This window comes from Pseudomonas sp. NBRC 111143 (assembly GCF_001320965.1).
Taxonomy (GTDB): domain Bacteria; phylum Pseudomonadota; class Gammaproteobacteria; order Pseudomonadales; family Pseudomonadaceae; genus Aquipseudomonas; species Aquipseudomonas machongensis.
In genome coordinates, this window is the sequence record NZ_BCBT01000022.1 from 43,445 (window position 1) to 66,841 (window position 23,397).

2 protein-coding genes are annotated in these 23,397 nt (G+C 68.0%); both read left to right on the forward strand.

Translation table 11 applies throughout. The features are described from left to right. The first annotated feature begins 1 nt into the window (after position 1). The gene (locus APH44_RS14190; RefSeq protein WP_054893238.1) at positions 2-11,005 is read left to right on the forward strand and encodes a non-ribosomal peptide synthetase; all 11,004 of its coding nucleotides are present in this window, start codon (positions 2-4) and stop codon (positions 11,003-11,005) included. Then, the gene (locus tag APH44_RS14195; RefSeq protein WP_054893239.1) at positions 11,005-23,397 is read left to right on the forward strand and encodes a non-ribosomal peptide synthetase; all 12,393 of its coding nucleotides are present in this window, start codon (positions 11,005-11,007) and stop codon (positions 23,395-23,397) included. The genes APH44_RS14190 and APH44_RS14195 overlap by 1 nt, the downstream gene beginning before the upstream one ends.

The following is a 23,397-nucleotide window of genomic DNA, read 5'->3' on the forward strand; positions in this document are numbered from 1 at the left end:
GATGGCTGTAATGGATAACATCGCGCTGGTTCAGCGATTCATCAGGTTGCCGCTGTCACAGCGCAGGGCCTTCCTGGAAAAGCTGGCCGGCAAGGGCCTGACCCTGGGGCAGTTGCCGATCCCGGCGGCCCGTGAAGGCCTCGATGTTATCCCGCTGTCCTACGCCCAGCAGCGCCAGTGGTTCCTCTGGCAACTGGAGCCGCACAGCAGTGCCTACCACATCCCCAGTGCCCTGCGCCTGAAGGGCACGCTGGATGTGCCGGCCCTGGCCCGCAGCTTCCAGTGGTTGCTGGGGCGGCACGAATCGCTGCGTACGCGCTTCGTCGAGACGGCCGAGGGCGTGCGCCAGGTGATCGAGGCGCCGGCATCGGCCTTCGAGCTGCCGCTGCAGCACCTGCCCGCTGATGCCAGCGCCGATACCGAGCAGGCCGTGCGCGACTTCGTCGAGGCCCGTACCCAGGCGCTGTTCGACCTGCAGCAGGGCCCGCTGTTGCGCGTCGACCTGCTGCGCCTGGCCGATGACGACCATGTGCTGGTGATGACCCAGCACCATATCGTCTCCGACGGCTGGTCGATGCAGGTGCTGGTCGAGGAACTGGTACACGCCTATGCGGCTTTCAGCGGCGGTGGCGAACCTACGTTGGCGGCGGCATCGATCCAGTACGCCGACTACGCGATCTGGCAGCAGGCCTGGATGGAGGCGGGGGAGAGCGAACGCCAGCTGGGCTATTGGGCTGCGCGTCTGGGCGGCGAGCAACCGGTGCTGGAGTTGCCGCTCGATCACCCGCGCCCGCAGCAGCCCAGCCATCGCGGCGAACGCCTGGCGGTAACGCTGCCGGGCGAGTTGCAGCGAGGCCTGCGCAGCCTGGCCCAATCGCAGGGGATGACGCCGTTCATGCTCCTGCTGGCCAGCTTCCAGTTGCTGTTGCACCGCTACAGCGGCCAGCGCGAGATCCGCGTCGGCGTGCCGGTGGCCAACCGTCAGCACCCCGATACCAAGGCGCTGATCGGCTTCTTCATCAACACCCAGGTGCTGGATGTCAGCATCGACCCGCAGAATACCTTCCGTGAACTGCTGCAGCAGGTGCGTACGGCGGTGCTCGGCGCCCAGGCCCACCAGGCGCTGCCGTTCGAGCAACTGGTCGAGGCCCTGGCGCCGGAGCGCAATGCCGGGGTCAATCCGCTGTTCCAGGTCATGCACAACCACCTCGGCGGCGATGGCGCCTCGGCGCTGCGCCTGCCGGGCTTGCACATCGAGGGGCTGGACGTGCGCACGGTCACCGCGCAGTTCGACCTGACCCTGGACACCGCCGAGGCTGGCGAGCAGCTGTCGGCAGCCTTCACCTACGCCACCGACCTGTTCGAGCGGGCCACCGTCGAGCGCATGGCGCGGCACTGGCTGCAACTGCTCGGGCAGATGGTCGCAGCGCCGGATACGCCCCTGGTGCAGGTGCCGTTGCTCACTGCGCAGGAGCGCGCGGACATCATCGCCGAGTGGAATCCGCGTCCGGCTGAGTATCCGGTGCAGCAGTGCATTCACCAGCGCATCGAGGAGCAGGCGCGCCTGCGTCCCGAGGCCATCGCGGTCACGCTGGATGATCGCCAGCTCAGCTACGGCCAGCTCGAAGCCCAGGCCAACCACCTGGCCCATCGCCTGCTGGCGCAGGGGGTCGGCCCTGAAGTGCGGGTCGGCCTGGTGGTCGAGCGCAGCCTGGAAATGATCGTGGCCATTCTCGCCACGCTCAAGGCTGGTGCCGCCTACGTGCCCATGGACCCCAGCGCGCCGGCCCAGCGCCTGGCCTACATGATGGCCGACAGCGGCATCGCCCTGCTGCTGGTGCAGCCGCACCTGGCGGCACGTGTGCAGGGTGCGCAGGACGTGCGCCAGCTGATGCTGGAACCGCTGTCGCCGCAGCCGCTTGCCGACCCCGGCGCGCCGCAGCTGGCCTGCGATCCGCGCCAGCTCGCCTATGTCATCTACACCTCCGGTTCCACCGGCCAGCCCAAGGGCGTGCTGCTGCCCCACGACAACGTCATGCGCCTGTTCGCCGCCACCGAGCGCTGGTTCGATTTCGGTGCCGACGATGTCTGGACGCTGTTCCACTCCTACGCCTTCGACTTCTCGGTGTGGGAGATTTTTGGCGCCCTGATGCATGGTGGGCGCCTGGTGATCGTGCCGCACGAGACCAGCCGCAGCACCGAGGATTTCCACGCGCTGCTGCACCGCGAAGGCGTCACGGTACTGAACCAGACCCCTTCGGCGTTCAAGCAACTGATGCAGGTGGCCTGCACGCGCGACGCCGCCGAGCTCGGTGCCCTGCGCCAGGTGATCTTTGGTGGCGAGGCCCTGGAGGTGCAGGCGCTGCGCCCGTGGTACGGGCATTTCGCGGCGCAGGGGCCGCGCCTGGTGAACATGTACGGCATCACCGAAACCACCGTGCATGTCACCTACCGTCCGCTGAGCCCGCGTGATCTCGAAGGGGCGGCCAGCAGCCCGATCGGCGAGCCGATCGACGACCTGTCCTGGTACCTGCTCGACGGCCAGCTGGAGCCGGTCGCGCCGGGATGCATCGGCGAACTGTATGTCGGCGGAGCCGGGCTTGCGCGCGGCTATCATCGCCGCAGCGACCTCAGCGCCCAGCGCTTCGTGCCCGACCTGTTCGGCAATGGCGGGCGCCTCTACCGCACCGGTGACCTGGCGCGCTACCGCAACGACGGGGTGATCGAGTACGTCGGGCGTATCGACCAGCAGGTGAAGATCCGTGGTTTCCGTATCGAGCTGGGCGAGATCGAGGCCCGCTTGCTGCAACTGCCGGGCGTGCGCGAAGCGGTGGTGCTCGCTCGCGACGGCAGTGCCGGTACGCAGTTGGTGGCCTATGTGGTGGCGCAGCAGGGCAGCGGCGAGGTGTCTGCGCTTGTCGAGCGCCTGCGCAGCGGCCTCAAGGCCGACTTGCCGGAGTACATGCTGCCAGCGCATATCCTGTGCCTGGACAGCCTGCCGCTGACCCTCAACGGCAAGCTCGACCGTGCGGCGCTGCCGGCCCCGACCCTGCGCCAGGAGGATTACCAGGCGCCGCGCACGGCGCTGGAGCAGCAAGTCGCGCAAATCTGGCAGCAGGTGCTGGAGGTCGAACGGGTCGGTCTGCAGGACGATTTCTTTGCATTGGGCGGGCATTCGCTGCTGGCCACCCAGGTGGTGTCGCGCCTGCGTCACGGCCTGGGCCTGCAGGTGGCGCTGCGCACTCTGTTCGAACAGACCACCCTGCAGGCGTTCGTCGCAAGCCTCACGCCAACCGCAGACGCCGCACAGCCTGCGCTGCTCCCAGTACCGCGTGGCGAGCTGGCGCCGCTGTCCTACGCCCAGGAGCGCCAGTGGTTCCTCTGGCAGCTCGACCCGAGCAGCAGCGCCTACAACATCCCCAGCGCCTTGCGTCTGCGCGGCGCGCTGAATGTGCCCGCCTTGCAGCGCAGCTTCGACAGCCTGCTGGCGCGTCACGAGTCGCTGCGTACCACGTTCGCCGAGGCGCCGCAGGGTGCACGGCAGCGCATTCACGCCGCCGCACCGCTGGCGCTGCCGATCGAAACGGTCACCGAGGCCGAATTGGCCGCACGGGTGCAGGCCGAGGTGGCCCAGGTGTTCGACCTGGAGCAGGGGCCGCTGTTGCGTGTGCGCCTGCTGCGTGTGGCGCAGGACGACCATGTGTTGGTCGTCACCCAGCATCACAGCGTTTCCGATGGTTGGTCGATGCAGGTGCTGGTCGAGGAACTGGTGCAATGCTACGCCGCCTTCAGCCAGGACGAAGCGCCCACGCTGCCGGTATTGCCGCTGCAGTACGCCGACTATGCAATCTGGCAGCGGCAGTGGATGGAGGCCGGCGAGCGCGAGCGTCAGCTCGGCTACTGGACCGAACGCCTTGCCGGCGAGCAGTTCCTGCAACTGCCTACCGATCATCCACGGCCGGCCGAACAGTCGTTCCGTGGCGCGCAGCTTGCGCTGGCGCTGCCGGACAACCTGGTCCAGGGCCTGCAACAGCGGGCGCGTGAGCTGCGGGTGACGCCGTTCATGCTGCTGCTGGCCACCTTCCAGGTGCTGCTGCACCGCTACAGCGGCCAGGGTGATATCCGCGTCGGCGTGCCGGTGGCCAACCGCAACCGCCTGGAGACCGAGCGCCTGATCGGCTTCTTCGTCAACACCCAGGTCCTGCGCGCCGAGGTCGAGCCGGGCATGGCCTTCACCCGCCTGCTCGAGCAGGTACGTGATAGCGCCCTGGAAGCCCAGGCCCATCAGGACCTGCCGTTCGAGCAACTGGTCGAGGCCCTGCACCCTGAGCGCAGCCTGAGCCACAGCCCGCTGTTCCAGGTGATGTTCAACCACCAGGGCGAGCGCGCCGCCGAGGCGTCCATGGCGCAGGTGCCGGGCCTGCAGGTCGAGGCGCTGGCGTGGGACAGCCACACCGCGCAGTTCGACCTGACCCTCAATACCTTCGAGTCGGGTACGGCGTGGTCGGCGATCTGGACCTACGCCACCGACCTGTTCCTGCCAGAGACCATCGAGCGCTTGTCGCAGCACTGGCTGAACCTGTTGCAGGCGATCGTCGCAGCGCCGGAGCAGCGCGTCGGCGAGCTGGCGATGCTCGAGGACAGCGAGCGCGAGCGCATCGAACGCCAGTGGAATGCCAACGGCCTGGCCTTCGACCGCAGCCAGTGCATCCATCGCCTGATCGAAGCCCAGGTACGCCGCACGCCGCAGGCGTTGGCGGCGATCTGGGGCGATGAGCAACTGGACTACGCCACCCTCAATGCCCGCGCCAACCGCCTGGCCCGCCACCTGGTGAGCCTGGGTGTCGGCCCCGAAGTGCGGGTCGGCGTGGCCTTGCCGCGCAGTATGTCGATGCTGGTGGCGCTGCTGGCAGTGCTCAAGGCCGGCGGTGCCTACGTACCGCTGGACCCGGACTACCCGGCCGAGCGTGTCAGCTACATGCTCGACGACAGCGCCGCCCGCGTGCTGATCAGCGAACGCTCCGTGCTCGATGCACTGGCGGTGGACGGTGCATTCGCGAGCGTATTGCTCGATGAGCTGACGCTGGACGGCGACGACAGTGACCTGCCAGCCCGCGCCGTGGCCGATAACCTGGCCTACGTGATCTACACCTCCGGTTCCACTGGCCGCCCTAAAGGCGTGGCGATCGCTCATCGCAACGTGGCTGCGTTGGTGGCCTGGTCGCAGCAGGTCTACAGCCAGGCGGATATCCAAGGCGTGCTGGCCAGCACCTCGATCTGCTTCGACCTGTCGGTGTGGGAGCTGTTCGTGACCCTGGCCGGTGGCGGTTTCATCGTGGGGGCGCGCAATGCCCTGGAGCTGCCTGAACTGGCAGCGCGGGATCGGGTGAGCCTGATCAACAGCGTGCCGTCGGCGGCCAGCGCGCTGCTGCGTGCCGGGCAGATACCGGCGAGCGTGCGCATCGTCAACCTGGCGGGTGAGCCGCTGAAGCAGTCGGTGGTGGAGGCGCTCTACGCGCAGGAGCACATCCAGCACGTCTACGATCTCTACGGCCCTTCGGAAGACACCACCTATTCGACCTGGACCCGCCGCGAAGCGGGCGGCCAGGCCAACATCGGCCGCCCGTTGCACAACACCGCCAGCTACCTGCTGGACGGCGAACTGCAATCGGTGCCGGTCGGGGCGACGGCGGAGCTGTACCTGGCAGGCGAGGGCATCACCCGCGGCTACCTGCTGCGTCCGGGGCTGACCGCCGAGAAATACCTGCCGGACCCGTTCGCGGCGGATGGCTCGCGGCTGTACCGCACCGGCGACCTGGCGCGCTACCGCGAAGACGGCGTGCTGGAGTACGCCGGGCGTGTGGACCATCAGGTGAAGGTACGCGGCCTGCGTATCGAGCTGGGTGAGATCGAAGCGCGTTTGCAGGCTCATGCCGACGTGCGTGAAGTGGCAGTGATCGCGCATCAGGGTGAGCTGAGCACCCAGCTGGTGGGTTATGTCGTCGCCTCCGCGCTGCACGACAATGCCGAGCCGCTCAAGGCCTGGCTCAAGCAGACCCTGCCGGACTACATGGTGCCGACCCACTGGCTGTTCCTCGAGCGCCTGCCGCTGACCCCCAACGGCAAGCTCGATCGCAAGGCGCTGCCCGCGCCACAGGCCACTGCCCCGGCGCGTCAGGTGGCACCGCGCAGCGTGCTGGAAAAACGCCTGGTGGCGATCTGGGAGGAAGTGCTGAAGGTTTCGCCGATTGGCGTGACCGACAACTTCTTCGAACTGGGCGGCGATTCGATCATCTCGATCCAGGTGGTCAGCCGGGCGCGTCAGGCGGGTATCCGCTTCACGCCCAAGGCGCTGTTCCAGCACCAGACCGTCCAAGGGCTGGCGACCGTTGCCCAGGAAGGCGAGGGTGCGCAACTGATCGAGCAGGGCCCGCTGACTGGCGAGATGCCGCTGCTGCCTATCCAGCAGGCGTTCTTCGACACCGATATCCCCGAGCGTCACCACTGGAACCAGTCGGTGCTGCTCAAGCCGGCCCAACCGCTGCACGCGGGTTACCTTGAGCAGGCATTGCAGGCGCTGGTCGCGCACCACGATGGTCTGCGCCTGAGCTTCACCCAACGCGAGACTGGCTGGCAGGCGCATTACCGCCCGCTCGGCGAGCAGCCAACCGAGCTGCTCTGGCAGCGCTCCCTGAATGCTGCCAACGAACTGGAAGCCCTGGCCGAATCGGCCCAGCGCAGCCTGTCGCTGGGCGATGGCCCGCTGCTGCGCGCCGTGCTGGCGGACCTGCCGGACGGCAGCCAGCGCCTGTTGCTGGTGATCCACCACCTGGCGGTGGATGGGGTGTCGTGGCGCATCCTGTTCGAAGACCTGCAACTGGCCTTCGAGCAACTGAGCAGCGGCAAGCCCCTGGCCTTGCCGGGCAAGACCAGTTCGCAGCGCGACTGGGCCGGCGAACTGCAACGCGCCGCGCAAAGCTCGCGCTTGCAGCAGTCGCTGGACTTCTGGCGTACAACCCTAGAAGGCGCCCACGACAGCCTGCCGTGCCAGCGCCTGGACGCCGCCAATCGCAACTGCGACGGCGTGACGGTGCACAGCACACTGGATGCCGAGCAGACCCGCCAACTGTTGCAGCAGGCGCCCGCCGCCTACCGCACCCGTATCAACGACCTGTTGCTGACGGCCCTGGCCCGTGTGATCTGCCGCTGGACTGGCCACGACCACGCCCTGGTGCAACTGGAAGGCCATGGCCGCGAAGACCTGTTCGAGCACCTCGATCTGACCCGCAGCGTCGGCTGGTTCACCAGCGTGTTCCCGGTGCGCCTGACCCCGGCGGCAGGCCTGGGCGACTCGCTCAAGCAGATCAAGGAGCAACTGCGCGCGATCCCTGATAACGGCCTGGGCTTCGGTGTGCTGCGTCACCTGGGCGACGCCTCGGTGCGCGACGCCCTGCGTGCGCTGCCGACCCCGCGCATCACCTTCAACTACCTCGGCCAGCTCGATGCCAGCTTCACCGACGAGTCGCCTGCCTGGCTGCCTGCCGGGGAGAACCGTGGCGCCGAGCATTCACCCGAGGCGCCGCTGGACAACTGGCTCAACCTCAACGGCCAGGTGTTCGACGGGCGCTTGCAGATCAGCTGGACCTTCAGCCGCGAGCGCTTCGATATCGCCACGCTGCAGCGTCTGGCCGAGGACTACCAGCGTGAGCTGGTGGCGGTGGTCAGCCATTGCTGCACGGCCGGTGTCGCCGGCGTGACGCCGTCGGATTTCCCCCTCGCCGGGCTGGATCAGGCCCAGCTCGATGCCCTGCCAGTGGCGGCGCAGACGATCCAGGACCTCTACCCACTGTCGCCGATGCAGCAGGGCATGCTGTTCCACAGCCTCTACGAGCAGGCCAGCGGCGACTACATCAACCAGATGCGTGTCGACATCGATGGCCTCGACCCGCAGCGCTTCCATGCCGCCTGGCAGGCCACGGTGCAGGCCCACGACATCCTGCGCACCGCCTTCGTCTGGGAAGGCGATCTGGCCCAGCCGCTGCAGGTGGTTCGCCAGCAGGTCGAGGTGCCTTTCAGCGTTCATGACCTGCGTGACCTGGACGCGCCAGCCCCGGCCCTGCAGGCCCTGGCCGATGCCCAGCGCCAGCAGGGCTTCGAACTGGCCAGTGCGCCGCTGTTGCGTCTGCTGCTGGTGGACCTTGGCCAAGGCCGTCACCACTTCATCTACACCTATCACCACATCCTGATGGATGGCTGGAGCCACGCGCAGGTGCTGTCCGAAGTGCTGCAGCACTACAACGGCCAGTCACAGGAGGCGCCACGCGGACGCTACCGCGACTACATCGACTGGCTGGCTCGCCAGGATCAGCAGGGCAACCAGGACTTCTGGCGCGCGCAACTGGCCGAGCTGGACGAGCCGACCCTATTGGCCCAAGTCTTCCGTGGCGCCACGCCTGCCAGCGATGAGCAGGCCCACGCCCAGCACGACCAGGTGTTCGATGCCCAGCGCAGTGCGCGCCTGGCGGCATTTGCCCGCGAGCAGAAAGTCACCCTCAACACCGTGCTGCAAGCGGCCTGGGCGCTGCTGTTGCAGCGCCACCAAGGGCAGCAGACCGTGTGCTTCGGTGCCACGGTGGCGGGGCGCCCGTCGGAGCTGGCGGGGGTCGAGCAGCAGGTTGGCCTGTTCATCAACACTTTGCCGGTGGCGCTGACCCTGCATGCCCAGCACAGTGTTGCCAGCCTGCTGCAGGGCCTGCAAGCGCAGAACCTGAGTCTGCGCGAGCATGAATACACGCCGCTGTTCGACATCCAGCGCTGGGCCGGGCAGGGCGGTGAAGCCCTGTTCGACAGCCTGCTGGTGTTCGAGAACTACCCGGTGTCGGACGTGCTGCAGGCGCGCGCACCGGATGGCCTGCGCTTCGGCGCCATCGACAACCTCGAACAGACCAACTACCCCTTGACCCTGCTGGTCAACGCCGGCGAGCAACTGAGCCTGCAATACAGCTTCGACCCGCAGTGCTTCACCCCGGCGCAGATCGCTGGGCTGGCAGCGCAACTGGCGCAGATTCTCGACGCCCTGGTCGAAGATGCCGAACGCCCGCTGGGCGAGGTCGACAGCCTGCCAGCGGCCCTGCGCCGCCAGGTGCTGCACGACTGGAGCGGCCAGGTCGGCCACGATTTGAGCTGGCTGCCAGTGCACCGCCAGTTCGAGGCCATGGCTCAGGCCCAGCCCCAGGCTATCGCCGCAGTTCATGGCGCTGAATCGATCAGCTATGCCGAGCTCAACCTGCGCGCCAATCGCCTGGCCCATGGGCTGATCGCCCGGGGTGTGGGGCCAGACCGCCTGGTGGGGCTGTGCCTGGACCGCGGCCTGGAAATGCTGGTCGCACTGCTGGCCGTGCTCAAGGCCGGTGGCGCCTACGTGCCACTGGACCCGGACTTCCCTGAAGAGCGTCTGGACTACATGATCCAGGACAGCGGCATCGGCCTGCTGCTGACCCAGCCCCACCTGGCCGAACGGCGCACCCTGCCTCAGGGCGTACAACAGATGCTGCTGGCAGCGGAGTCGGATGCGCTGGACGCGCTGGCGGCACATGACCCGCAGGTAGCGGTGGCTGACGACCACCTGGCCTACGTGATCTACACCTCCGGCTCCACCGGGCGGCCCAAGGGGGTGATGGTCCCGCACCGGGGGCTTGGCAACTTCCTCGACAGCATGGCGGCTGCGCCAGGGTTGCAGGCGCAAGACCGGGTGCTGTCGCTGACCACCTTCTCGTTCGATATCTTCGGCCTGGAAATCTTCCTGCCGCTGGTGCGCGGCGCACGTGTGGTGCTGGTGGATCGCCAGGCTGCACGCGATCCCGAGCAACTGCTGGAGGTGGTGCGCGAGCAGGCCGTGAACGTGGTACAGGCCACGCCGTCGACCTGGCGCATGCTGCTCGACAACCCGCAGGCCGAGCTGCTGCGCGGTTGCCGCATGCTCTGCGGGGGCGAGGCGCTGGCACCGGAACTGAGCCTGCGCATGCTCGCCCTGGGTGGCGAAGTGTGGAACCTGTATGGCCCCACCGAGACCACCATCTGGTCGGCACGGCGACGCCTGGATGCCACACAGCCGGCACCGCTGCTGGGCGAGGCCATCGGCAATACCACCTTGTTCGTCGTCGGCCCCGACCTGCAACCGGTGGCGCCGGGCGTGGCCGGTGAGCTGCTGATCGGTGGCGAGGGCCTGGCCCGCGGCTACCACGGCCGCGCGGCACTGAGCGCCGAGCGCTTCGTGCCGCATCCGTTCGCCGACGATGGCTCGCGGCTGTACCGCACGGGCGACCTGGTGCGCCACCTGGCCGATGGCACGCTGGAGTACCTCGCGCGCCTCGATCATCAGGTGAAGATCCGCGGCTTCCGCATCGAGCTGGGCGAGATCCAGGCCCTGATGCAGGACCATCCGCAGGTCCGCGAGGCCGTGGTGATTGCCCGCGACGGCGCGGGCGGCGCACAGCTGGTGGGCTACGTGGTGCTGCAGGAGGCCGCCGAGGCGGGCAGCGACGATCTGCGCGAGGCGCTGCGCCAGTGCCTGACCGAGCGGCTGCCGGCCTACATGGTGCCGGCGCATATCCAGGTGCTTGAACGCATGCCGTTGACCCCCAACGGCAAGCTCGACCGCAAGGCCCTGCCGGCCGTCGACGCCAGCGCTTCGCGCCAGCTCTACCAGGCCCCACGTACCGACCTGGAGCGCCAGGTCGCCGAGGTCTGGCAGCAGGTGCTGCAACTGGAGCAGGTTGGGGTGCACGACCACTTCTTCGAGTTGGGCGGGCATTCGTTGCTGGCCGTCAGCGTGGTCTCGCGCCTGCAACTGGCGCTGGGCCTGAAGCTGTCGCCGCAACTGGTATTCCAGGCGCCGGTGCTGGAGCAATTCGCCGAGGCGCTGGGCCAGGCAGGTGGACAAGTGGTCGATGAATCGAAATTGAGCAAGCTCGAATGGCTGCTTGACGAAATGGAGGAAGTTTGATGGAAACCCAAGCAGCCCTGAGAATTGCGCAGCGCTTCATTACCCTGCCGCTGGAAAAGCGCCGCGTGTACCTGGAGAAGATGCTGGCGGAGGGGGTGTCCCCGGCCAACCTGCCGATCCCGCAGGTGCAGTCGGCCTTCGACACGCTGCCGGTGTCCTACGCCCAGGAGCGTCAATGGTTCCTCTGGCAGATGGAGCCTGGCAGCACCGCCTATAACCTGGCGACCGTGCTGCGTCTGCGCGGCCACTTGGACATCGACGCCCTGCAGCGCAGCCTCGACTGGCTGGAGCAGCGCCATGAAAGCCTGCGCACCCGCTTTGCCGAGCAGGACGGGCGCCTGAGCCAGCGTATCCTGCCGCCCGCAGGGCTACCCCTGGCGCACGAGCAACTGATCGCCGACACCCCGGACGATGCGGCGCTGGATGCCTGCATCAAGGCCCGGGTCGAAGCCCTGACCCAGCAGGTGTTCGACCTGTTCGACGGCGCGCTGGTGCGTGCCAGCCTGCTGAAGGTGGGTGAGCACGACCATGTGCTGGCCATCGTCCAGCACCACATCATCGCCGACGGCGCCTCGATCCAGATCATGATCGGCGAACTGGTGCGGGCCTACGGTGCATTCAGCCAGGGGCAGGACCCAGTGGCAGCGGCGCTGCCGATCCAGTACGCCGACTATGCGATCTGGCAGCGGCACTGGATGGAAGCCGGCGAGCGCGAGCGCCAGTTGCACTACTGGCGTGAGCAACTGGGTGGCGAGCAGCCGCTGCTGGCGCTGCCGGGCGACCGCCCGCGCCCGGCGGTGCAGAGCCTGCGTGGCGAGCGCCTGGAGGTGAGCCTCGATGCCGACCTCAGTCGTCAATTGCGCAGCCTGGCCCAGGGGCAGGGCGCGACCCTGTTCATGCTGTTGCTGGCAAGTTTCCAACTGTTCCTGCACCGCTACAGCGGTCAGCACGACATCCGTGTCGGGGTGCCGGTGGCCAACCGCAACCGCCCGGAAACCGAGGGGTTGCTCGGCTTCTTCGTCAACACCCAGGTGCTGCGCGCCGAGATCGACGGGCAGCAGCCGTTCCGCGCCTTCCTCGAGCAGGTCAAGCACACCGCGTTGCGCGCCCAGGAGCATCAGGACCTGCCGTTCGAGCAACTGGTCGAAGCCCTGCAACCGCAACGCAGCCTCAGCCATGCGCCGCTGTTCCAGGTCATGTTCAACCACCAGCGCAGTGCCCCGGCGCGCGGCCAGGCCCAGGCTGCACCGGGCAGTGACCTGCGCGTCGAAGGGGTGGCCTGGGACAATCCCACCGCGCAGTTCGACCTGACCCTGGAAACCCATGAGTCCGACGACGCGCTGATCGCCGCCTTCACCTATGCCACCGACCTGTTCGAGCGCGGCACCGTGCAGCGCCTGGTCGCCCACTGGCAAACGCTGCTCGCGGCCATCGTCGCCGAGCCTGACCAGCGTTGCGCCGAGCTGGCGCTGATGAGCGCCGCCGAAACCGAGCAGGTGCGCTTGCGTGCCCAGGGGCCGCAGGTGGTGCATGCCGATGCCCGCCCGGTGCACCTGCAAGTGCAGGCCCAGGCCGAGCGCACGCCGCAGGCCGTCGCCGTGGTCTGCGCCGGGCAGCAGTACAGTTATGCCGAGCTCGACGCGCGGTCCAACCGCCTGGCACGTGAGCTGATCGCCCGTGGCGTCGGCCCCGAGGTGCGCGTGGGCATCGCTGCCGAACGCAGCCTGGAGCTGGTGGTGGCGCTGTTGGCCGTGCTCAAGGCCGGTGGGGCCTATGTGCCGTTCGACCCGGCCTATCCTGCCGAGCGCCTGGCCTACATGTTCGACGACAGCGGCATCGGCCTGCTGCTCGCCCAGCCAGCCCTGCTGGCGCAACTGCCGCTGCCGCAGGGCCTGGACGTGCTGGCGCTCGTGCCTGCGAGCGCGGTGCAGGATGGCGATTTCATCGCGCCGCAGGTTGCGGTGGATGGCGAGCACCTGGCCTACCTGATCTACACCTCCGGCTCCACCGGCCAGCCCAAGGGCGTGGCAGTGCGGCATGCCGGCCTTGGCAACCACATGGCGTGGATGCGCGAGTGCTTGCCGCTGACGGCCGAGGACCGCGTGCTGCAGAAGACCGCGATCAGCTTCGATGCGTCGGTGTGGGAGTTCTGGTTGCCGCTGATCTGCGGCGCGCGCCTGGTACTGGCGGCGCCGGGGCAGGATGAGTCGCTGGCGCAACTGTGGGAGCAGGTTCAGGCGCACGGCATCACCGTGCTGCAATCGGCGCCGTCGCTGTTGCAGGCGATGCTGCCCCAGGCGCGCCCTGAACAATTGGCCAGCCTGCGCACCGTGCTGTGCGGCGGCGAGGCCCTGAGTGCGCAGTTGTGTGCACAGCTGCGCGAGCGCTGGCAAGGGCGCCTGGTCAACCTTTATGGCCCGACCGAGGCGACCATCGACAGCACCGCGTGCGAAGTCCCGGCCGTGCTGTCAGGGGCGGTAGTGCCGCTGGGCATGCCGATCGACAATGCCAGCGCCTACGTGCTGGGCGAGGCGTTGCAGGTGTGTCCGGCGGGCGCTGCCGGTGAGCTGTGCATCGGTGGCGAAGGCCTGGCGCGCGGTTACCACCAGCGCCCGGCGATGACTGCCGAGCGTTTCGTGCCCGATCCGTTCTCCAGCCGACCCGGCGCGCGCCTGTACCGCAGTGGCGACCTGGTGCGCCAGGCTGACGACGGGGTGATCGACTACCTCGGGCGCATCGACCATCAGGTGAAGATCCGTGGCCTGCGCATCGAGCTGGGCGAGATCGAGGCGCGCCTGGTCGCGCTGCCGGGTGTCCGCCAGGCGCTGGTGCTGGCGCGTGAGCAGCAGTTGCTGGCCTACGTGGTGCCCGAGCCGGGCCAGGACGAGCCATTGGCGGTGGCCCTGCGCGAGGCGCTGCAAGGGCAGCTGCCTGCCTACATGGTGCCCAACCATCTGTTGCTGCTGGACGCGTTCCCGCTGACCAGCAACGGCAAGCTCGACCGCAAGGCGTTGCCGCTGCCTGAAGCCAACGCGGGCAGCGAGCAGGTCGCACCGGCCAACGACCTGGAACTGCGCCTGCACGCGCTGTGGCAGGACGTGCTCAAGTGCCAGGCGCTGGGCGTGACCGACAACTTCTTCGAGCTGGGCGGCGACTCGATCGTCTCCATCCAGCTGGTCAGCCGTGCGCGCCAGGCGGGTATTCGCTTCACCCCCAAACACCTGTTCCAGCACCAGACCATCCGCGCCCTGGCCCAGGTCGCCGAGCTGGGCGGGCAGGGGCTGGTCATCGACCAGGGCCCGGTGCACGGCAGCCTGCCGCTGCTGCCGGCCCAGCAGGCGTTTTTCGCCGCGTTGCCTGAAGAACCTGCGCGCTGGAACCAGTCGGTCTGGCTCAAGCCCGCCCGCGTCTTGTCGGTCGAGACACTGACCGCAGCCCTGAGCCAACTGGTGAACCACCACGATGCCCTGCGCCTGTCGTTCGGCGCCCAGGGCGCCTACTTCCGAACCCCAGAGGCGATGCAGGCGCTCTACCAGCAGTCGGCCTTGCTGTGGCAGGCCGAGGTCGAGGACGAGGCTGCGCTGGAGGCCCTGGCCGACCGCGCGCAGGGCAGCCTGGCGCTGGAGGACGGTTCGCTGCTGCGCGCGGTGCTGGCGCAGCTCGCCGACGGTAGCCAACGTCTGCTGCTGGTCATCCACCACCTGGTGGTCGATGGTATTTCCTGGCGCATCCTGTTCGATGACCTGCAACAGTCGCTGACGCAACTGGACGCTGGCCAGCCGTGCGTGCTGCCGGCCAAGACCAGCTCGCTCAAGGCCTGGGCCGAGCGCCTGGCGGCTGCGGCCGAGGGCGATATGCGCGGGCAGATGGCCTATTGGCAGACGGCACTGGCCGGCGCACCGCGCGACTTGCCGGTGAACGACCCGCAGGGCTCGCTGGCCAACGCCCTGGCCCACACCGTGCACACCCGGCTGGATGCCGAGACCACCCGGCGCCTGCTGCAAGAGGCACCGGCGGCCTATCGCACCCAGGTCAACGACCTGCTGCTGACCGCCCTGGCACGGGTTGTGGCGCCCTGGTGCGGTAGCGACAGTGCCTTGGTACAGCTTGAAGGCCATGGCCGCGAGGAGCTGTTCGACGACATCGACCTGACCCGTACCGTTGGCTGGTTCACCAGCCTGTTCCCGGTGCGCCTGGACCACTGCGCCGACCTGGGCAGCGCGATCAAGCGCGTCAAGGAGCAACTGCGCGCAGTGCCCGACAAGGGCCTGGGCTTCGGCGTGCTGCATTACCTTGGCAGCGCCGATGATCGTGCGGCGCTGCAGGCGCTGCCGCAGCCGCGTATCACCTTCAACTACCTTGGCCAGTTCGATGCCAGCTTCGACCCGCAACAGGCATTGCTGCGCCCCAGTGGCGAGGCCCGTGGCCGCGAGCAGGGCGATGCTGCGCAACTGGGCAACTGGCTGACCCTCAATGGCCAGGTGTACGACGGCCAGTTGAGCCTGAGCTGGACCTTCAGCCCGCAGATGCTCGAGGTCGCCACCGCGCAAGGCCTGGCCGATGCCTACCGCGAGGCACTCGGCGCCCTGGTCGAGCACTGCACCGAGGCCGGCCACGCCGGGCTGACCCCGTCCGATGTGCCGTTGGCCGAGCTGGACCAGGCCGGCCTGGATGCGCTGCAGCTGGACGCCAGCACCGTCGAGGACATCTACCCGCTGTCGCCGATGCAGCATGGCATGTTGTTCCACTCGCTCTACGACCAGGCGGGCGGTGACTACATCAACCAGATGCGCGCCGATGTGCAGGGCTTGGATGTGGCGCGCTTCCGGGCCGCCTGGCAGGCCACCATCGAGGCCCACGCGATCCTGCGCACCGGCTTGCGCTGGCAGGGCGAGCTGACCCGGCCGCTGCAGGTGGTGCAGCGCCAGGTGCAGGTGCCGTTCACCGAGGTGCGCTGGGATGGTCAAGTGCCGGACAGCGCACGGCTCGATGCCTTGGCACGCGAAGCCCGTGAGCAAGGTTTCGACCTGGAGCAGGCGCCGTTGCTGCGTCTGTTGCTGGTGGGCAACGGTGCCAACAGCCATCATCTGATCTTCACCAGCCATCACATCCTGATGGACGGCTGGAGCACCGCGCAATTGCTGGGCGAGGTGCTGCAGCGCTATGCCGGCCAGGCCATCGCGGCGCCGTCCGGGCATTACCGCGACTACATCGGCTGGCTGCAGCGGCAGCCGGCGCAGGCCCGCGAGGCGTTCTGGCGCCAGCAACTGGACGGTCTGCAGGCCCTGACCTGGCTGTCGCGTGCCTTGCCGGCACCGCAGCCTGGCGGGCAGGGCGGTTATGCCGATCATCATGCCGGCCTCGATGCCCAGGCCATGACGCGCCTCGGCGTGCTGGCGCGCCAGCACAAGGTGACCGTCAACACGCTGGTGCAGGCCGCCTGGCTGTTGCTGTTGCAGCGCTATACCGGGCAGCGCAGCGTGTGCTTCGGCGCCACCGTGGCGGGTCGCCCGGCCGAGCTCAAGGGCATCGAGCAGCAGATCGGTCTGTTCATCAATACCCTGCCGGTGATCGCCGCGCCCGATCCACAGGAAACGCTGGCGCAGTGGTTGCAGACGGTCCAGGGCGTCAACCTGGCCCTGCGCGAGCACGAGCACACACCGTTGTTCGAAATCCAGCGGTGGGCCGAGCAGGGTAGCCAGGGCCTGTTCGACACCTTGCTGGTGTTCGAGAACTACCCCATCGCCGAGGCCCTGGAGCAGGGCGGCGACCAGAGCCTGCGCTTCAGCGCGGTACGTGCCCACGAGCAAAGCAACTACCCACTGACCCTGGCGGTGGCCGCCGGGCGGGAGCTGACGCTGCATTTCAACTACGACCGCACGCAGTTGCGCGACAGCGCCGTCGAGGGCGTGGCGCGTCACCTGCTGCACCTGCTGGAGCAGTTCTGTGCCGACGCTCAGGCACCGTTGCACCAGTTGAGCTTGCTGGAGGGCCGTGAACGGACCCGTATCGAACGGCAGTGGAACGCCAATGGCCTGGACTTCGACCGCAGCCAGTGCATCCATCGCCTGATCGAAGCCCAGGTGGGTCGCACGCCGCAGGCGTTGGCGGCGATCTGGGGCGATGAGCAACTGGACTACGCCACCCTCAATGCCCGCGCCAACCGCCTGGCCCGCCACCTGGTGAGCCTGGGTGTCGGCCCCGAAGTGCGAGTCGGTGTGGCTTTGCCGCGCGGCATGTCGATGCTGGTGGCGCTGCTGGCGGTGCTCAAGGCCGGTGGTGCCTACGTGCCGCTGGACCCGGACTACCCGGCCGAGCGTGTCAGCTACATGCTCGACGACAGCGCTGCCCGCGTACTGATCAGCGAACGCGCGGTGCTCGATGCACTGGCGGTGGACGGCGCGTTCGCGAGCGTGCTGCTCGATGAGCTAGATTTGGACGGCGACGACAGTGACCTGCCAGCCCGCGCCGTGGCCGACAACCTGGCCTATGTGATCTACACCTCCGGCTCCACTGGCCGCCCGAAAGGCGTGGCCATTGCTCATCGCAACGTGGCTGCGTTGGTGGCCTGGTCGCAGCAGGTCTACAGCCAGGCGGATATCCAAGGCGTGCTGGCCAGCACCTCGATCTGCTTCGACCTGTCGGTGTGGGAGCTGTTCGTGACCCTGGCGGGGGGCGGTTTCATCGTGGGGGCGCGCAATGCCCTGGAGCTGCCTGAACTGGCAGCGCGGGATCGGGTGCGTCTGATCAACAGCGTGCCGTCGGCAGCCAGTGCGCTGCTGCGCGCCGGGCAGATACCGGCGGGCGTGCGCATCGTCAACCTGGCGGGTGAGCCGCTGAAGCAGTCGGTGGTGGAGGCGCTCTACGCGCTGGAGCACATCCAGCACGTCTACGACCTCTACGGCCCTTCGGAAGACACCACCTATTCGACCTGGACCCGCCGCGAAGCGGGTGGCCAGGCCAACATTGGCCGCCCGTTGCATAACACCGCCAGCTACCTGCTGGACGGCGAGCTGCAATCGGTGCCGGTCGGGGCGACGGCGGAGCTGTACCTGGCAGGCGAGGGCATCACCCGCGGCTACCTGCTGCGTCCGGGGCTGACTGCCGAGAAATACCTGCCGGACCCGTTCGCGGCGGACGGCTCGCGGCTATACCGCACCGGCGACCTGGCGCGCTACCGCGAAGACGGCGTGCTGGAGTACGCCGGGCGTGTGGACCATCAGGTGAAGGTGCGCGGCCTGCGTATCGAGCTGGGTGAAATCGAAGCGCGCTTGCAGGCCCAGGGCCTGTTGCGCGAATCGGCTGTGTTGGCCGTCGAGCTCAATGGCGTTCAGCAACTGGTCGCCTACGTGGTGGCGAATGACCTTGGCGCCGACGAAAGCGAATTGCGCAGTGTGTTGAAAGCCAACCTGCAACAGACCCTGCCGGACTACATGGTGCCGACCCACTGGCTGTTCCTCGAACGTCTGCCGCTGACCCCCAACGGCAAGCTCGACCGCAAGGCGCTGCCCGCGCCGCAGGCCACTGCCCCGGCGCGCCAGGTGGCACCGCGCAGCGTGTTGGAAAAACGCCTGGTGGCGATCTGGGAGGAAGTGCTGAAGGTTTCGCGGATTGGTGTGACCGACAACTTCTTCGAGCTGGGCGGCGATTCGATCATCTCGATCCAGGTGGTCAGCAGGGCGCGTCAGGCGGGTATCCGCTTCACGCCCAAGGCGCTGTTCCAGCACCAGACCGTCCAAGGGCTGGCGACCGTGGCCCAGGAAGGCGAGGGTGCGCAACTGATCGAGCAGGGCCCTTTGAGTGGCGAGATGCCGTTGCTGCCGATCCAGCAAGCGTTCTTCGACACCGATATCCCCGAGCGTCACCACTGGAACCAGTCGGTGCTGCTCAAGCCGGCCCAGCCGCTGCATGCGGGTTACCTGGAGCAAGCGTTGCAGGCACTGGTTGCACACCACGATGCGCTGCGCCTGAGCTTCACCGAAAGCGAGACTGGCTGGCAGGCGCACTACCGTCCGCTTGGCGAGCAGCCAACCGAGCTGCTCTGGCAACGCACCCTGAACACTGCCGATGAACTGGAAGCCCTGGCCGAATCGGCCCAGCGCAGCCTGTCGCTGGGCGATGGCCCGCTGCTGCGCGCCGTGCTGGCGGACCTGCCGGACGGCAGCCAGCGCCTGTTGCTGGTGATCCACCACCTGGCGGTGGATGGCGTGTCGTGGCGCATCCTGTTCGAAGACCTGCAACTGGCCTTCGAGCAACTGAGCAGCGGCAAGCCCCTGGCCCTGCCGGGCAAGACCAGTTCGCAACGCGACTGGGTCGAGCAACTGCGCCAGCACGCCAGCACGAATGCGCTGGAACAACTGGAGTACTGGCAGGCCCAGGGCCGCGAACTGAGCGCCGAATTGCCCTGGGACCGTGCCGATGGCGGCCAGCGCAATCGCGACGGCAGCACGCTCTACTCGCGACTGGACAAGCAGCAGACCCGCCGCTTGCTGCAGGATGCACCGGCAGCCTATCGCACCCAGGTCAATGACCTGCTGCTGACCGCCCTGGCCCAGGTCGTCTGCGCCTGGACCGGCCAGGCCCATGCGCTGGTGCAGCTGGAAGGCCATGGCCGCGAAGACCTGTTCGAGCACCTCGACCTGACCCGCAGCGTCGGCTGGTTCACCAGTGTATTCCCACTGCGCCTGACCCCGGCCACAGGCCTGGGCGACTCGCTCAAGCAGATCAAGGAGCAATTGCGCGCGGTCCCTGACAAAGGCCTGGGCTTTGGCGTGCTGTCGCAGCTTGCCGCGCCGCAGGTGCGCGAGCGACTGGCCGGCCTGCCGACCCCGTCGATCACCTTCAACTACCTGGGCCAGTTCGATGCCAGTTTCGCCAGCGGCGAGGCGGCGTTCTGGCTGCCCTGCGACGAGGCCCGTGGCGCCGAGCAACACCCCGACGCGCCCTTGGGCAACGCGCTGAGCGTCAACGGCCAGGTGTTCGATGGCGAGTTGAGCCTGGGCTGGACCTTCAGCGACGCACGTTTCGACAGCCACACCATCCAGGCCCTGGCCGATGCCTATACCCAGGCGTTGCTGGCCTTGATCGAGCACTGCTGCCAACCGCAGGCGGGCGGCCTGACCCCTTCGGACGTGCCACTGGCCCGCTTGTCCCAGGCCCAGCTGGACGCCTTGCCACTGGCGGCGGCCAGTGTCCAGGACCTCTACCCGTTGTCGCCGATGCAACAGGGCATGCTGTTCCACAGCCTTTACGAGCAGGCCAGCGGCGACTACGTCAACCAGATGCGTGTGGACATCGACGGGCTGGAGCCGATGCGTTTCCGCGATGCCTGGCAGGCTACGCTGCTCAACCATGACATCCTGCGTACCGGTTTCCTCTGGCAAGGTGGGCTGAGCCAGCCGCTGCAGGTGGTGGCACGCCAGGTCGAAGTGCCGTTCGCGCTGCACGACTGGCAGGGCCGCGCCGACCAGGCTGGCGCACTGGACGCACTGGCATTGGCCGAGCGCGCCCAGGGCTTCGACCTGGAGCAGGCGCCGCTGCTGCGTGTGCAACTGATCGCCACGGCGCCGGGCCGTCATCACCTGTTGTTGACCCACCATCACATCCTGATGGATGGCTGGAGCCATTCGCAGCTGCTCGGCGAAGTCCTGGCGCGCTACGCCGGTGAGGCGGTCGCCGCGCCTGTCGGGCGCTACCGCGACTACATCGCCTGGTTGCAGGCGCAGGACGCCGAGGCGTGCGAGGCGTTCTGGCGCCAGCAAGTGGCGGAGCTCGACGAGCCGACCCACCTGGCCCGTGCCATTCGCCAGGAGCCCCGCGCGGCCGGCGCCGCCCATGGCGACTACCGCATCGCCGTGGACGAGGCCGTCACTGCGCGCCTGGCGAACTTTGCCCGTGAGCAGAAAGTCACCCTCAACACCCTGGTACAGGCGGCCTGGCTGTTGCTGTTGCAGCGCTACACCGGCCAGGCGAGCGTGTGCTTCGGCGCGACGGTGGCCGGGCGCCCGGCGGAGTTGCCGGGCATGGAGCAGCAGATGGGGCTGTTCATCAACACCTTGCCAGTGGTCGCCACGCCGACCCCGCAACAGACCGTGGCCGACTGGCTGCAGGCCGTGCAGGCGCGCAACCTGGCGCTGCGCGAGTTCGAGCATGCGCCGTTGTACGAGATCCAGCGCCTGGCCGGGCAGGGCGGTGGCGCCCTGTTCGACACGCTGCTGGTGTTCGAGAACTTCCCGGTCTCCGAAGTGCTGGAGCAGGCTGCGCCCGAGGCGCTGCGTTTCGATGCGGTGAGCAACCACGAGCAGACCAGCTACCCGCTGACCCTGGCGGTCAACCAGGGGGCGAGCCTGCTGCTGCACTACAGCTATGACGGCGACAGCTTCGAGGCCGCAACCATCGAGCGCCTGGCCGCGCACCTGGGCCTGCTGCTGGAAGGCCTGGCCGTGTCGGCCACACGGGCCTTGGGCGAGGTGTCGATGCTCGACGCACATGAGCGTGCCTTGCCGTTGGAAGTGTGGAACGCCACGACGGTCGAGTACCCGCTGGAGCACAGCGTCCAGGCGCTGATCCAGCGTCAGGTCGAGGCCACGCCGGACGCCACGGCGCTGGTGTTCGGCGAGCGTCAGCTCAGCTACCGCCAGCTCGACGCCCTGGCCAACCAGTGGGCGCACCGCCTGCAGGCGGCGGGCGTGGGCCCGGATGTGCTGGTGGGTGTGGCGGCCGAGCGCAGCGTGGAAATGGTCGTGGCGCTGCTGGCGGTGATCAAGGCCGGTGGCGCCTACGTGCCGCTGGACCCGGAATACCCGCGCGAGCGTTTGGCCTACATGATCGAGGACAGCGGCATCGAACTGCTGCTGACCCAATCGCACCTGCGCGAGCAGTTGCCGTTGCCGCAGGGGCTGGAGTGCCTGCTGCTCGACCAGCCGCTGAGCGGTTATGCCGAGCACGCGCCGGAGATCGAGGTCACTGGCGAGAACCTGGCCTACGTGATCTACACCTCCGGCTCCACCGGCAAGCCCAAGGGCGCGGGCAACCGCCATCGTGCGCTGACCAACCGTTTGTGCTGGATGCAACAGGCCTATGGCCTGACTGCCGGGGACCGGGTGTTGCAGAAAACCCCGTTCAGTTTCGACGTGTCGGTGTGGGAATTCTTCTGGCCGCTGATGACCGGCGCTTGCCTGGTGGTCGCCGCGCCAGGGCTGCACCGCGACCCGGCGCAACTGATCGAGCTGATTCGCCGCGAGCGCATCACCACGCTGCACTTCGTGCCGTCGATGCTGCAGGCCTTCGTCGCCGACCCGGCGGTGGCGGGCTGCGACAGCCTGACCCGTATCGTTTGCAGCGGCGAGGCGCTGCCGGTGGATGCCCAGCGCCAGGTGTTCGACAAGCTGCCGAATGCCGGGCTGTACAACCTGTATGGCCCGACCGAAGCGGCCATCGACGTGACCCACTGGACCTGCCGCGAAGAAGGCCGCGACAGCGTGCCGATCGGCGAGCCGATCGCCAACTTGCAGACCTACGTGCTGGATGCCGGCCTCGGTCCGGTGGCGGTGGGTGTGGTAGGCGAGCTGTACCTGGGCGGCACCGGCCTGGCGCGGGGTTATCACCGTCGTCCGGGGCTGACCGCCGAACGCTTCGTCGCCAGCCCCTTCGGTGACGGCGAGCGGCTGTACCGCACCGGCGACCTGGCGCGCTACCGCGCCGACGGGGTGATCGAGTACATGGGGCGTATCGACCATCAGGTGAAGATTCGCGGGCTGCGCATCGAGCTGGGCGAGATCGAAGCTCGGCTGATGGAGCAGGACGAAGTGCGCGAAGCCGTGGTGCTGGCGGTGCCGGGGGCCGGTGGCCTGCAACTGGCCGGTTATCTGGTGCCGAGCATGCCAGTGGCGGACGACGCGGCGGCCGAAGCCTTGCGCGCCACCTTGCGCGAGCGCCTCGGTGCGGTGCTGCCGGACTACATGGTGCCGGTGCACCTGCTGCTGCTCGATCAACTGCCACTGAGCCCCAACGGCAAGCTGGAACGTCGTGCGCTGCCGTCTCCGGAGCTGGCCCAGGCCCGCTACGTTGCACCGCGCAGCGAGCGGGAACAACAACTGGCGCAGATCTGGAAGGACGTGCTGCAGGTGCCGCAGGTGGGCCTGGACGATGACTTCTTCGCCCTTGGCGGGCATTCGCTGCTGGCGACCCAGGTGATCGTGCGGATTCGCGAGCACCTGGGCATCGAGGTCCCGCTCAAGACCCTGTTCAACGCGCGGCACCTGGGCGAGTTCAGCGCGTCGGTGGAGGCGCTGGATGTGGGCAACGATCCTTTGATGGATGAACTGGCTAAATCCTTGGAGGCCCTGGAACGTTTAACAGGAGATGAGCTTGAGAAGCTAATTTCTGAGTGA

What these genes read in the sequence shown, in the direction of transcription:
- APH44_RS14195 (WP_054893239.1), top strand. Translation starts at nt 11,005, where the DNA reads ATGGAAACCCAAGCAGCCCTGAGAATTGCGCAGCGCTTCATTACCCTG.
- APH44_RS14190 (WP_054893238.1), top strand. Translation starts at nt 2, where the DNA reads ATGGCTGTAATGGATAACATCGCGCTGGTTCAGCGATTCATCAGGTTG.